16 protein-coding genes are annotated in these 13,857 nt (G+C 52.6%); 11 read left to right on the top strand and 5 right to left on the bottom strand.

Going from position 1 to position 13,857, the window contains the following annotated elements:
* Positions 1-3: 3 nt before the first annotated feature.
* Both mlaE and mlaF read right to left on the bottom strand, forming a co-directional pair.
* A complete protein-coding gene (gene mlaE, locus HV037_RS02635) occupies positions 4-786 on the bottom strand; it encodes a lipid asymmetry maintenance ABC transporter permease subunit MlaE (protein ID WP_003025053.1) in 783 nt (260 codons plus the stop codon).
* Between the two features lie 7 nt (positions 787-793).
* Positions 794-1,606, bottom strand: a complete 813-nt coding sequence (mlaF, locus tag HV037_RS02630) for a phospholipid ABC transporter ATP-binding protein MlaF (protein ID WP_016154683.1) — start codon at positions 1,604-1,606, stop codon at positions 794-796.
* 214 nt (positions 1,607-1,820) lie between these two features.
* Between mlaF and HV037_RS02625 the strand changes: the two genes are divergently transcribed.
* The 11 genes from HV037_RS02625 to npr all read left to right on the top strand — a co-directional run bounded on the left by HV037_RS02625 (position 1,821) and on the right by npr (position 9,740).
* Positions 1,821-2,798, top strand: a complete 978-nt coding sequence (locus HV037_RS02625; protein WP_016154684.1) for a calcium/sodium antiporter — start codon at positions 1,821-1,823, stop codon at positions 2,796-2,798.
* Positions 2,799-2,811: 13 nt separating this feature from the next.
* Positions 2,812-3,798, top strand: coding sequence for an arabinose-5-phosphate isomerase KdsD (kdsD, locus tag HV037_RS02620; protein WP_016154685.1), 987 nt, complete (start codon positions 2,812-2,814; stop codon positions 3,796-3,798).
* A 20-nt stretch (positions 3,799-3,818) separates the two neighbouring features.
* Positions 3,819-4,385 (top strand): 3-deoxy-manno-octulosonate-8-phosphatase KdsC, encoded by a 567-nt coding sequence (gene kdsC / locus HV037_RS02615; RefSeq protein ID WP_046276014.1) that lies wholly within the window; start codon positions 3,819-3,821, stop codon positions 4,383-4,385.
* Positions 4,382-4,957, top strand: a complete 576-nt coding sequence (gene lptC, locus HV037_RS02610) for an LPS export ABC transporter periplasmic protein LptC (RefSeq protein WP_016154687.1) — start codon at positions 4,382-4,384, stop codon at positions 4,955-4,957. The genes kdsC and lptC overlap by 4 nt, the downstream gene beginning before the upstream one ends.
* Entirely contained in the window at positions 4,926-5,474 is a 549-nt protein-coding gene (gene lptA, locus HV037_RS02605) for a lipopolysaccharide ABC transporter substrate-binding protein LptA (protein WP_016154688.1), read from the top strand. The genes lptC and lptA overlap by 32 nt, the downstream gene beginning before the upstream one ends.
* A 6-nt stretch (positions 5,475-5,480) precedes the next feature.
* A complete protein-coding gene (gene lptB / locus HV037_RS02600; protein WP_003025073.1) occupies positions 5,481-6,206 on the top strand; it encodes an LPS export ABC transporter ATP-binding protein in 726 nt (241 codons plus the stop codon).
* Between the two features lie 46 nt (positions 6,207-6,252).
* Complete coding sequence (gene rpoN, locus HV037_RS02595; RefSeq protein ID WP_016154689.1) at positions 6,253-7,686, top strand: RNA polymerase factor sigma-54; 1,434 nt, start codon at positions 6,253-6,255, stop codon at positions 7,684-7,686.
* Between the two features lie 22 nt (positions 7,687-7,708).
* Positions 7,709-7,996: a ribosome hibernation promoting factor gene (hpf, locus tag HV037_RS02590; protein WP_003025078.1), complete on the top strand. Its 288-nt coding sequence runs from the start codon at positions 7,709-7,711 to the stop codon at positions 7,994-7,996.
* An 83-nt stretch (positions 7,997-8,079) separates the two neighbouring features.
* Complete coding sequence (ptsN, locus tag HV037_RS02585) at positions 8,080-8,571, top strand: PTS IIA-like nitrogen regulatory protein PtsN (protein WP_016154690.1); 492 nt, start codon at positions 8,080-8,082, stop codon at positions 8,569-8,571.
* A 45-nt stretch (positions 8,572-8,616) separates the two neighbouring features.
* Positions 8,617-9,471, top strand: a complete 855-nt coding sequence (gene rapZ / locus HV037_RS02580) for an RNase adapter RapZ (protein WP_003025085.1) — start codon at positions 8,617-8,619, stop codon at positions 9,469-9,471.
* Positions 9,468-9,740 (top strand): PTS phosphocarrier protein NPr, encoded by a 273-nt coding sequence (npr, locus tag HV037_RS02575; RefSeq protein WP_003828770.1) that lies wholly within the window; start codon positions 9,468-9,470, stop codon positions 9,738-9,740. Before rapZ ends, npr begins: the two co-directional genes overlap by 4 nt.
* Positions 9,741-9,826: 86 nt before the next feature.
* On the opposite strand, the gene mtgA is transcribed toward npr, so the two are convergent.
* The 3 genes from mtgA to arcB all read right to left on the bottom strand — a co-directional run bounded on the left by mtgA (position 9,827) and on the right by arcB (position 13,762).
* Positions 9,827-10,546, bottom strand: a complete 720-nt coding sequence (gene mtgA / locus HV037_RS02570; protein WP_016157575.1) for a monofunctional biosynthetic peptidoglycan transglycosylase — start codon at positions 10,544-10,546, stop codon at positions 9,827-9,829.
* Positions 10,543-11,196 (bottom strand): isoprenoid biosynthesis glyoxalase ElbB, encoded by a 654-nt coding sequence (gene elbB, locus HV037_RS02565; RefSeq protein WP_103284283.1) that lies wholly within the window; start codon positions 11,194-11,196, stop codon positions 10,543-10,545. Before elbB ends, mtgA begins: the two co-directional genes overlap by 4 nt.
* Before the next feature lie 229 nt (positions 11,197-11,425).
* The gene (arcB, locus tag HV037_RS02560; RefSeq protein WP_047413950.1) at positions 11,426-13,762 is read right to left on the bottom strand and encodes an aerobic respiration two-component sensor histidine kinase ArcB; all 2,337 of its coding nucleotides are present in this window, start codon (positions 13,760-13,762) and stop codon (positions 11,426-11,428) included.
* Between the last annotated feature and the right edge of the window lie 95 nt (positions 13,763-13,857).

Below are 13,857 nucleotides of genomic sequence, written 5' to 3'. Positions count from 1 at the left end.
AACTCAATTCCCAAACATCAGTGCGGTCAGCACAAAATCCAGCCCCAGAACGGCAAGAGAGGCGTGCACTACGGTGCGTGTCGTTGCCCGGCTAATCCCGGCAGAGGTCGGGATAGCATCATAACCATTGAACAATGCAATCCATGTGACCGTAATGGCAAACACCACGCTCTTAATCAGACAGTTGACCAGATCCAGACGCCAGTCGACGGCATTTTGCATAGCCGACCAGAAAAAGCCTGCATCAATACCTTTCCAGCTTACGCCAACCAACGACCCACCCCAGATCCCCACCGCGACAAATATAATCGTCAGCAGCGGCAATGAAATCACACCGGCCCAAAAACGTGGGGAGATCACTCGGCGCAGTGGGTCGACGGCCATCATTTCCAGGCTGGAAAGCTGCTCGGTCGCCCGCATCAGGCCAATCTCTGCGGTTAAGGCCGATCCGGCCCGCCCGGCAAACAACAGCGCCGCAACCACCGGCCCCAGCTCACGTAGCAATGACAGCGCCACCAGCATACCGAGGCTGGTTTCCGCACTGTAGGTCGTCAGCACCAGGTATCCCTGCAACCCCAGCACCATGCCGATGAACACGCCAGAAACAATAATGATCAGCATCGATAAGACACCGACATTATAGAGCTGGCGTATCAGCAGCGGCGCATGTTTGCGAAACTCCGGCTTGCCGACAACTGCATTGAACAACATTAATCCGGCTCGCCCGAACGTCCTGAGGGTTTTTATTCCCCGATGTCCGAGTGATGCCAGCGCATTTAACAACATGGGTGGCTTAACTCCCTGTTTTGAGTAAATCGATGTGGTAGTCGCCCGCCGGGTAACGGAACGGAACCGGTCCATCGGCAATGCCATCAAGGAACTGACGCACACGCGGATCGGCATTTTCTTGCAGCGCCTGAGCACTACCGTAGGCCACTATTTTTTTGTCCGCCATAATATAGGCGTAATCCGCAATACTCAGCACTTCTGGCACATCATGGGAAACCACCACGCAGGTGACGCCCAGCGCGCTGTTCAGTTCAGAAATCAGCTTCACCAGCACGCCCATGGTGATGGGATCCTGGCCGACGAACGGCTCATCAAACATAATAAGGTCTGGCTCCAGCGCGATAGCACGTGCTAACGCGGCACGACGCGCCATCCCACCGGATAATTCAGAAGGCATTAATTTTGCCGCGCCCCGCAGGCCAACGGCCTCGAGCTTCATCATTACCGTGCTTTTCAGCAGCGGCGCAGGCAGCGTTGTATGCTCGCGCAACGGGTATGCAACGTTGTCAAACACATTCATATCAGTAAACAGCGCACCAGACTGGAATAGCATGCTCATGCGCTTACGCACGGTAAATAAACGCGAACGGGACATGGCCGGGACATTTTCGCCGTCAAACAGGATCTCGCCCTTATCGGGGGAGATTTGTCCGCCGATCAGACGCAACAGCGTCGTTTTGCCGATGCCTGATGGCCCCATGATCGCCGTCACCTTACCACGCGGCACCGTCAGGGAAATATTATCAAAGATGCAGCGGTCGCCTCGGGAAAAGCTGACATCGCGCATATCGATTAGATTCGCCACAGACTGACCCATTGATTCATCCTTTACTATTGCCTCGTTGATCGAAGAGCTTGGCGCTCAATTTAGCCCTGAACCCAACATATTTACAGATTATTACCTGTCCTGGTTAGCGAAAGCTGGCATTTGTTTTACTTTTTAGCCGCATAAAGTCAAAATTAAGAATTCGTGACGGCTTCCAGAAATCCTTCAAGTGGACCGGCGAGTATACCTGAAGAAAGGACTTTAGATGCTTTTAGCGACGGCGCTGTTAATAATTGGTTTACTTCTGGTGGTCTACGGTGCCGACCGACTGGTATTTGCCGCATCCATTTTATGTCGAAACTTCGGTATTCCCCCCATTATCATCGGGATGACCGTGGTCAGCATTGGTACATCGTTACCCGAGATAATTGTCTCCGTTGCCGCATCGATGAACGGGCAGCTTGATTTAGCCGTCGGTACCGCCATCGGCTCTAACATTACCAACATTCTGCTTATTTTAGGCCTGTCGGCGCTGATTCATCCTTTTACCGTGCATTCTGATGTTCTGCGTCGTGAATTACCGCTAATGTTGCTGGTAAGCATCTTAGCCGCATCGGTCCTGTATGACGGGCAATTGAGTCGCAGCGATGGTTTCTTTCTTCTGCTTCTGGCCGTGCTATGGCTGTTATTCATTGTTAAGATCGCCCGTCTGGCTGAGCGACAAGGTAACGACAGCCTGACCCGCGAGCAGATCGCGGAACTGCCACGCGAAGGCGGGTTACCGGTCGCATTTTTGTGGTTGGGTATTGCGCTAATTATTATGCCAATGGCAACGCGTATGGTGGTAGATAACGCAACCGTACTGGCGAACTACTTCGCCATGAGCGAACTCACCATCGGGCTGACGGTTGTCGCCATTGGTACCAGCCTGCCGGAGCTGGCAACGGCAATTGCGGGTCTGCGTAAAGGCGAAAACGATATTGCCGTCGGCAACATCATCGGCGCGAACATTTTTAATATTGTTATCGTCCTCGGACTGCCGGCGCTGATTACGCCGGGGGAAGTTAATCCGATGGCCTTCACCCGTGACTATAGCGTCATGCTGCTGGTGAGCGTAATTTTTGCACTACTCTGCTGGCGACGTCCGCGCCAGATTGGTCGCGGCGCGGGTGCGCTGCTGACCGGCGGTTTTATCATATGGCTGGCGATGCTGTATTGGTTATCGCCACTTCTCGTTGGATAACTGGAAACGCATTATGTCGCACTTAGAGTTGCAACCGGGTTTTGACTTTCAGCAAGCAGGCAAGGAAGTCCTGGCAATTGAACGTGAAGGCCTGGCGGAGCTTGATCAGTACATCAACCAAAATTTTACTCTCGCCTGCGAGAAAATATTCAGCTGCCCGGGCAAAGTTGTGGTGATGGGGATGGGGAAATCCGGACACATCGGGCGGAAAATGGCGGCCACATTTGCCAGCACCGGCACCCCCTCATTTTTCGTGCATCCAGGCGAAGCCGCACATGGCGATCTGGGCATGGTCTCGCCGCAGGATGTAGTCATCGCCATCTCTAACTCCGGTGAATCCAATGAGATAGCGGCGTTAATCCCGGTGTTAAAACGTCTTCATGTACCGCTTATCTGCATGACCGGTCGTCCGGAAAGCAGCATGGCGCGTGCGGCAGATGTGCATCTGTGTGTTAAAGTGCCTAAGGAAGCTTGCCCGTTAGGCCTGGCGCCGACCAGCAGCACGACCGCAACGCTGGTGATGGGCGATGCGCTAGCCGTGGCATTATTAAAAGCGCGTGGCTTTACCGCGGAAGATTTTGCGTTATCTCATCCCGGTGGCGCACTAGGCCGTAAGCTTTTACTGCGCGTTAACGATATTATGCATACGGGCGATGAGATCCCGCATGTGACTAAAAGCGCCAGCCTGCGTGACGCCTTACTTGAGATCACGCGTAAAAATCTCGGCATGACCGTCATTTGCGATGATGACATGAAGATTGACGGTATTTTCACCGATGGCGATTTACGTCGCGTCTTCGATATGGGCGTTGATGTTCGCCAGTTAGGCATTGCCGATGTGATGACCCCTGGCGGCATTCGCGTGCGTCCGGGCATTCTTGCCGTCGATGCCCTGAATTTAATGCAGTCCCGCCATATCACCTCGGTAATGGTTGCTGATGGCGACCGGTTACTTGGTGTGTTACATATGCATGATCTGCTGCGTGCAGGTGTAGTGTAAGAAACTCAAGGATAAAGAAAATGAGTAAAGCAGGTGCGTCGCTTGCGACCTGTTATGGACCCGTCAGTACAGACGTTATCACCCGGGCAGAAAACATCCGTTTACTGATCCTGGATGTGGATGGCGTACTGTCTGATGGTCTGATTTATATGGGCAACAACGGTGAAGAGCTGAAGGCTTTTAACGTCCGCGATGGTTACGGAATTCGCTGTGCGCTCACTTCCGGTATCGAGGTTGCCATTATTACCGGACGAAAGGCTAAACTTGTAGAAGATCGCTGTGCCACATTGGGGATCACGCATTTGTATCAGGGGCAGTCAGACAAACTGGTCGCCTTTAACGATCTCCTTAGCAAACTGGCGATCGCTCCTGAAAATGTTGCGTACGTTGGCGATGATCTGATCGACTGGCCGGTGATGGCACAAGTGGGATTAAGCGTGGCGGTGGCGGATGCTCATCCTTTGCTGATCCCGCGGGCCGATTATGTCACCCGCATCGATGGGGGACGCGGCGCGGTACGCGAAGTCTGCGATTTATTACTCCTGGCGCAGGGCAAACTGGACGAGGCCAAAGGGCAATCGATATGAGCAAAACCAGACGTTGGGTTATCATTCTACTGTCGCTGGCTGTCCTTGTGATGATTGGTATTAATCTGGCAGACAAAGACGACACCGCTGAGGTCGTCGTAAATAACAACGAGCCAACCTATAAGAGCGAACATACTGATACCGTTGTGTATAGTCCCGAAGGCGCACTGAGCTATCACTTGATCGCGCAAAACGTTGAATATTATTCGGAACAAGCGGTTTCGTGGTTTACTCAACCGGTATTAACCACATTTGATAAGGATAAAGTACCGACCTGGACGATCAAGGCTGATAAAGCCAAATTGACCAACGATCGGATGCTATATCTGTACGGCCATGTTGAGGTCAACGCCCTGGTGCCCGACTCTCAACTACGCAGAATTACGACCGATAACGCACAGATTAACCTGGTGACACAAGACGTCACTTCCGATGATCTCGTCACGTTATATGGCACAACATTTAACTCCAGCGGACTGAAGATGCGCGGCAACTTACGCAGCAAGAACGCCGAGCTGATTGAAAAGGTTAGAACCTCATATGAAATCCAAAACAAACAAACTCAGCCTTAATCTTGTGCTTGCCAGCGCACTTCTGGCCGCCAGCATCCCGGCATTCGCCGTTACCGGCGATACCGAGCAGCCGATTCACATTGAGTCGGACCAGCAGTCCCTTGATATGCAAGGCAACGTGGTGACCTTTACTGGCAACGTGATTGTGACTCAGGGCACCATCAAAATTAACGCCGATAAAGTCGTCGTGACCCGCCCTGGCGGTGAAGACGGTAAAGAAGTCATTGATGGCTACGGTAATCCTGCAACCTTTTACCAGATGCAGGACAACGGTAAACCGGTTAAAGGCCACGCCTCACACATGCATTATGAACTGGCGAAAGACTTCGTCGTTCTCACCGGTAAGGCTTACCTGGAACAGCTCGATAGCAACATCACGGGCGATAAGATCACCTATCTGGTGAAAGAGCAGAAAATGCAGGCCTTCAGCGATAAAGGCAAACGCGTCACCACCGTTCTGGTACCGTCGCAGTTGCAGGACAAAAACAAGGCTCCGGCAGAGAAAAAAGGTAACTGATTCGTTATGGCAACATTAACTGCAAAGAACCTTGCAAAAGCCTATAAGGGCCGCCGTGTGGTGGAAGATGTCAGTCTGACCGTCAACTCCGGGGAGATCGTCGGTCTGCTCGGTCCTAACGGTGCGGGCAAGACAACGACCTTTTACATGGTGGTCGGCATTGTCCCGCGTGATGCGGGCAACATTATCATTGATGACGAAGACATCAGCCTGCTGCCTCTGCATGCGCGCGCGCGTCGCGGCATCGGCTACTTGCCGCAGGAAGCGTCTATTTTCCGTCGCCTGAGCGTGTTTGATAACCTGATGGCGGTGCTGCAAATTCGTGACGATCTTACCAGCGAGCAGCGGGAAGATCGCGCCAACGAGCTGATGGAAGAGTTCCACATCGAACACCTGCGTGACAGCATGGGACAGTCGCTCTCCGGTGGTGAACGACGCCGCGTGGAGATCGCCCGCGCACTGGCCGCGAATCCGAAATTTATCCTGCTGGATGAACCGTTTGCCGGTGTTGACCCGATTTCCGTTATTGATATCAAACGGATCATCGAACACCTGCGCGACAGCGGGCTTGGGGTGCTGATTACCGACCATAACGTTCGCGAAACGCTGGCAGTGTGTGAGCGCGCCTACATCGTGAGTCAGGGCCACCTGATCGCGCATGGCACGCCAACAGAAATACTGCAGGATGAGCACGTTAAACGCGTATACCTTGGGGAAGACTTCAGACTCTGATAGGGTAGAAGACTTCACGTCACCGCAGGAGAGAACAACTCTGAACATGAAGCAAGGTTTGCAACTCAGGCTTAGCCAACAACTGGCGATGACGCCTCAGCTACAACAGGCTATCCGTCTGTTGCAGCTGTCCACGCTGGAACTTCAGCAAGAACTTCAGCAAGCGCTGGAAAGTAACCCACTGCTCGAGCAAACCGATCTTCACGACGAAATTGATACCCAGGAAAAACAGGACAGCGAATCCCTCGACACCGCAGATGCTCTCGAACAAAAAGAGATGCCAGAGGAGCTGCCGCTTGACGCCAGTTGGGATGAAATTTACACCGCCGGTACGCCTTCTGGCACCAGCGGGGATTACATCGACGACGAACTGCCTGTGTATCAGGGTGAGACCACGCAATCGCTGCAGGATTACCTGATGTGGCAAGTGGAGCTGACCCCGTTCTCGGATACCGATCGCGCAATTGCGACATCCATTGTTGATGCGGTAGACGAAACCGGTTATCTCACCGTAACCCTGGACGATATTCTCGAAAGCATGGGCGATGACGACGTCGGCATGGACGAAATCGAAGCCGTGCTTAAACGCATTCAGCGTTTTGATCCCGTGGGCGTGGCGGCCAAAGATCTCCGCGACTGCTTATTGATCCAACTTTCCCAGTTTGATAAAGCCACGCCGTGGCTGGAAGAAGCGCGCCTGATCATCAGCGATCACCTCGATCTGTTAGCCAACCATGACTTCCGCACGCTGATGCGCGTAACCCGGCTGAAAGAAGATGTGCTGAAAGAAGCCGTCAATCTTATTCAGTCCCTGGACCCCAGACCTGGGCAGTCTATCCAGACCGGGGAGCCAGAATACGTTATTCCGGATGTACTGGTGCGTAAGCATAACGATCGCTGGGTGGTCGAACTCAACGGCGACAGCATTCCACGGTTGCAGATTAACCAGCACTACGCCGCCATGTGCAACAGCGCGCGCAACGACGCTGACAGCCAGTTTATTCGTAGCAATCTGCAGGATGCAAAGTGGCTGATTAAAAGCCTGGAAAGTCGCAATGATACGCTGCTGCGCGTCAGTCGCTGTATCGTTGAACAGCAGCAAGCCTTCTTTGATCAAGGCGAAGAGTTTATGAAACCGATGGTGCTGGCGGATATCGCCCAGGCCGTCGAGATGCACGAATCGACCATTTCCCGAGTGACCACGCAAAAGTATCTGCACAGTCCGCGCGGCATTTTTGAATTGAAGTATTTCTTTTCCAGTCACGTTAACACTGAAGGCGGAGGCGAAGCCTCATCCACAGCTATCCGTGCACTGGTGAAGAAATTAATTGCTGCGGAAAACCCCGCGAAACCGCTGAGTGACAGCAAGTTAACCTCTATGCTGTCAGAACAGGGTATCATGGTGGCACGCCGCACTGTTGCGAAGTACCGAGAGTCTTTATCCATTCCGCCGTCGAACCAGCGCAAACAGCTGGTCTGACCCAACCGATAAGGAAGACACTATGCAGCTCAACATCACTGGAAACAACGTCGAAATCACTGAAGCCTTACGCGATTTTGTTAATACAAAATTCGCCAAGCTAGAACAATATTTCGACCGGATTAATCAGGTCTATATTGTGTTGAAAGTGGAGAAGGTGACACATATCTCGGATGCAACACTGCATGTGAACGGTGGCGAAATTCATGCCAGCGCGGAAGGTCAGGATATGTACGCCGCCATTGACGGTTTAATTGATAAACTGGCTCGGCAGTTAACAAAACATAAAGATAAACTGAAACAGCACTAACTTGTCCGGGCAGTTAGCGGGTGCAGGACGGCCTGTTGTGTAGCACAACGGGCCATTTGTACAGTTAGCGCTTAGGTGAAATTATGACAAATAACGATACGACTCTACAACTGAGCAATGTTCTTAACCAGGAATGTACACGCGCTGGCGTTCACTGCCAAAGCAAGAAACGCGCGCTGGAAATCATCAGCGAACTGGCGGCAAAACAGCTCAGCTTGCCCTCTCAGGTGGTATTTGAAGCCATTCTGACGCGTGAAAAAATGGGCAGTACCGGCATCGGTAATGGAATTGCTATCCCGCACGGAAAGCTGGAAGAAGACACGATGCGCGCAGTTGGCGTGTTTGTGCAACTTGAAACGCCAATTGCTTTCGACGCCATTGATAATCAACCCGTCGATCTGCTTTTCGCCCTGCTGGTTCCGGCAGACCAAACCAAGACGCATTTGCATACGTTGTCGCTGGTCGCCAAACGTCTGGCCGATAAAACCATCTGCCGCCGCCTGCGCGCAGCACAGAGTGACCAGGAGTTGTATCAAATCATCACGGACACCGAAGGTGGACTGGATGAAGCATAACAACCCAATGGCATCCTTTTTTGTCGTTGTGAGGAGAAACAGTACATGGTACTGATGATCGTCAGCGGTCGTTCGGGGTCAGGAAAATCTGTCGCCCTGCGAGCGCTGGAAGATATGGGTTTTTACTGCGTGGATAACCTTCCCGTAGTGCTGTTGCCCGATCTGGCTCGTACTCTGGCCGATCGCCAGATTTCTGCGGCCGTCAGCATTGATGTGCGCAACATGCCTGAGTCCCCAGAGATTTTCGAGCAGGCAATGAACAATCTGCCTGAAGGCTTCTCACCACAGTTGCTGTTCCTTGACGCCGATCGTAACACCCTGATTCGCCGCTACAGCGACACGCGTCGCCTGCATCCTCTTTCCAGCAAGAACTTATCTCTGGAGAGCGCTATCGATAAGGAAAGCGATTTGCTGGAGCCGCTGCGCTCTCGTGCTGACCTGATCGTGGATACCTCCGAAATGTCCGTGCACGAACTGGCGGAAATGTTGCGTACCCGCCTGCTGGGCAAGCGTGAACGCGAATTGACGATGGTATTCGAATCCTTTGGTTTCAAACACGGTATCCCAATTGACGCGGATTACGTCTTTGACGTGCGCTTCCTGCCTAACCCGCACTGGGATCCGAAGCTGCGCCCGATGACCGGTCTTGACCGCCCCGTTGCCGCCTTCCTTGACAGGCACACAGAAGTACACAATTTTATCTACCAGACTCGCAGCTATCTTGAGCTATGGTTACCCATGCTGGAGACCAACAACCGCAGCTACCTCACCGTAGCTATCGGCTGTACCGGCGGGAAACACCGTTCGGTGTATATTGCAGAGCAGCTGGCAGACTACTTCCGCTCACGCGGTAAAAACGTACAGTCACGCCATCGTACGCTGGAAAAACGTAAATCATGACCGTGAAGCAAACCGTTGAAATCACGAATAAGCTGGGTATGCATGCTCGCCCAGCCATGAAACTGTTTGAATTGATGCAGGGTTTTGAAGCAGAAGTTTTGCTGCGTAATGATGAAGGAACGGAAGCCGAGGCAAACAGTGTTATCGCTCTGCTGATGCTGGATTCCGCCAAAGGGCGTCAGATAGAAGTTGAAGCCACGGGTCCACAGGAAGTGGAAGCCCTGGCAGCGGTGATTGCCCTGTTTAATTCAGGGTTTGATGAAGATTAGCCGAGTACCTGAAGCGCTGCGCTCATCAGACCTACACGGCAACGTCACTCTCCCGTAGGCCGGATCCGTATCCGGCAATAAACCCGTTAATACAGCTTATTTTCCCGCATAAACGACTCACCGCCTAGCTGGCGCATTTGGCGCATAATCCACGCCTGACGGCTACGTACATAACCAGAAGGCGCATTCGCTTTAAAACGCAAAGGATTGGGTAATACCGCCGCCAGCAAGGCCGCTTCAGACAGACTCAGCCGACTGGCTGGCTTATGGAAATAGCGCTGCGCCGCTGCCTCCACGCCGAAAACCCCATCACCAAACTCAGCAATATTCAGGTAAACGGTCAGAATACGCTTCTTGCTCCAGACGGTTTCCATACCCAGCGTTAGCCCGGCTTCGAGACCTTTACGCACCCAGCTACGTCCATCCCACAGAAAGAGGTTTTTTGCCGTCTGTTGCGATAACGTCGACGCCCCGCGAATACGGTTTTCATTACGTTCGTTGTGCGCCAGCGCTTTCTCTATGGCGGAAACATCGAATCCCCAGTGCTCGGGAAACTTCTGGTCCTCCGCGGCGATCACCGCCAGTCCCATCCACGGTGAGATCTCATCCATGCTCACCCAGTCCGAGTGCGCCACATAACCGAAATCACCGGACAGCCATGCGCTCAGTTGCCGCTCGACCATCACGGCAGAGAAAGGGACTGGCATCACACTGAAAAGGGCGATGCCCCCGCCCCAGAATACGGCGAGGACAACGACCGCCCGCAGAAAGATACGTCGCAGAAAGGCGGTAACTCCTTTTCTCATTCAGCCAGCACCAGCACACGTGATACCAGTTTATCGATACCACTCGCGGCCTGAGCGATGTCCTGCGCCAGCATATAGGCGGGAGTAGTGACGATTTTGTTGTCTTCATCAACGACAATGTCATCAACCGGACAAGGCACATGCTCAGCGCCCATCTCTTCCAGCACCTCTGCCGTATCAATATCAGTACCAATGGTCAGACGCAGCGGAAAGTCAAAAATTTTAGGTAACATGGCAGGCGCAATGCACATAAATCCCAGCGGCTTACCCGCCTGATTCATAGCCACCGCCAGCGCAGCTAAGTCGCTATCAACCCGGCACTCACTGCCCTGGCTGGCAAAATTGCTCAGATTTTTGGCCGCGCCAAACCCGCCTGGCACGATCAACGCATCCAGTTCCGTTGAGACTGCCTGAGCAAGTGGGCGAATATCACCGCGTGTTATACGGGCGGCTTCAATCAGCACATTACGCGTTTCCTGCATCGGCTCGCCGGTCAGATGATTAATCACATCCGCTTGTTGTTTATCCGGTGCGAAACAGACGGCCTGAGCGCCGTTGCGGGCAATCGCCAGAAGCGTGAGAACAGTTTCATGGATCTCTGCGCCGTCATACACGCCGCATCCGCTGAGCACTACACCCACTTTTTTCATCGTGATACTCCTTTCTCAACTGGCTGAAACATATTAGTTATTATGATTTAAATGCTACGCTTCACACATTTAACTGATTCATGTAACAAATTATTTAAGATTTGCTATCTTAACTGCGTGCGGCCTGAAAATTAGGGCTGCGCCCTTGTAAACAATGATAATAATTTACGGCGCAGCCACGATTTCCCTGGTGTTGGCGCAGTATTCGCGCACCCCGGTCAAGCCGGGGTCATTTTTTTTCCACGCTCGCCACCCAGGCCTTCAATACCGCCACGTCGTGCTGCCACTCCTGCTTCATCTCTTCAATCCATTCAGCAACATTATCTTCCCAGGCTGGAAGGTCTGGCGACTGGATTTGCTGACCTAACTGTTGCAAGTGGCGCAGCCCCACGGAACCTGCCGCGCCTTTAATTTTATGGCCTTCCTCAACAACGCCTTTTTTATCCCGTGCGGTCAGATTGGACTCCAGCACGCTCAAATATCCCGGCATCATCTTCTCAAACACCGCCAGCCCGTCGGTTATTAACTTCGGTCCCACCAGCTCGAGGTATTGTTCCAACATAGGAATATCTAACAGCGCTTGCGATTTACTGCTCTCTTCAGATGTCACAGTGCTCTCCTCTTTGTTTCGGGTATCCCAGTATTTTTTGATCATGGCGGTTAACGCCGGAACCGACAGCGGCTTACTCAGCACATCGTCCATTCCCGCGTCCAGATACTCTTTTTTATCTTTCAGAACGTTGGCGGTAAGCGCAACCAGCGGCGGCAGGTCCTCACGGGCGTATTTTTGCGTCAGCTCGCGCGAGATATCCAGACCGGTCATATCCGGTAGCTGAATATCCAGCAGCACCAGGTCATACTCGCCCGGCGTGAACATTTCCAGCGCGGCTTTCCCGGTCATGGCGACATCCACGCTGTTGCCCAGTTTTTCCAGCACTGAACGCGCGACAATAACGTTCAGTTCGATATCTTCCACCAGCAGCACATTCAGGGCTGGCAGCGGCATGTCGTCGTCTTCAAAGGCGTCTTCAATCTCTTCCGCTACCGCAGGCGCACGCACGGTCAGCGTAAAGATAGAGCCTTTGCCAGCCTGGCTGGAGACCGTAATATCGCCGCCCATGTTTTTCGCCAGACGCTTCGATACGGCCAGTCCAATCCCGGTTCCCGTTGCCGGTTTGCCGCCATTGCTGTCCTTCACCTGATAATACATGGCGAAGATTTTATCTTGCTCATCCTGCGGAATACCGATCCCGGAATCTTCAACTTCGAAATGCAGTATATTCCCCTGGTCATAGCGCGCCCGCACGGTTACCTGCCCCTGCTGGGTAAACTTCACGGCGTTGCTGATCAGATTCCACAGAATCTGGCGCAAACGCGTGCCGTCGGTAATGACCTTATGCGGCAGTGGTAACGTCGGCTCAAGTACAAAACGCAGCCCTTTTTGCTGCGCCTGCAGGCCAGAGAGGTTTTCCAGATCCGCCATAAAGCTGGTGAAATCGATCGGCTGGTTATCGAGCTGAACTTTACGTCGCTCCATTTTATCCATGTCGATAATATCGTTGAAAATATTCCCCAGCGTCACGGCAGAGACGTGGATTGTTTTCAGGTATTTTTCCTGCTCAGCGGTCAGATCCGTATCCAGCAGGATCCGGCTTAAGCCGACAATGCCGTTAAGCGGGGTGCGCAGTTCGTGGCTGATGGTAGAAATGAAGGTGGTCTTATCGCGGCTGGCGCGCTCTAACGCGTCCTGATAACGCTTACGCTCGGTAATATCGCGCCCAAAGCCCATCAGACCATGTCGCTTACCTACGCGGTCATAGTAAGGCACTTTGCGAATTTCAAAGCAGGCTTTGCGCCCGTCCGGATAGTCCAGCCACTGTTCGTAGGTGAGCGAGACGTTATGACGGAACACCTTCTCGTCGGTTTCAATGACCTTTTCTGCCGCCTCAGGGGAGTAAACATCAGCCGGTTTTAAATTCACCAACTGCTTTTCGCTCTTGCCGGTCAGCAGTTCCATGGCACGGTTACAGCCGGAAAATTCTTTATCTTCATTACGATAAAAAACCAGATCCGGCGAGGCATCAAGGAAAGAGCGTAAAAAGGAAGACTGCTGCTCAAGCTGAATCTGCGCTTCTTCGCGCTCTTTGATTTCAACCTTCAACTGCTCGAACGTATCCTGGCGCTCCGCTTCGGCTTTTTCGCGCTCAACAATTTCCTGATTAAGCTGGGCAATATTATCTTTCAACTGCACATTGAGCTTGAGATCGCGCTCGCGCATCTCTTCCAGCTTTTGTACCAGTCGTGACAAGCGTTGCCGGGACTCTTCCAGTTGCTCCACCACCACTGACAGAAAATAGACGGCCCAGGGGGTAATTAACAGACCAAAAAAGATAGAGCGGATAACATCAATGCTTTCTACCTGGCCATGCAGCACCATGGTGACAGCCATCTGCACCACAATCGCCAACACGACCAGCGCCAGCGCCAATAACAGCGAAAAGCGCACCAGACCCAATTTCATCATCAGGTCGACGTAATATTGCGCCAGCATACGGATTTGCTTCATAGAGGGTTCCTTCACGACAACTTGGCACAATAATACTCAATTCTCAGCGTGACGTTGAAGATTGTGCAAGAAATGCGGAGGTTATCGGTGAAATG

The organism is Citrobacter sp. RHBSTW-00017 (assembly GCF_013797615.1).
Taxonomy (GTDB): Bacteria; Pseudomonadota; Gammaproteobacteria; order Enterobacterales; family Enterobacteriaceae; genus Citrobacter; species Citrobacter braakii.
This window is presented reverse-complemented; position numbering and strand designations above follow the sequence as displayed.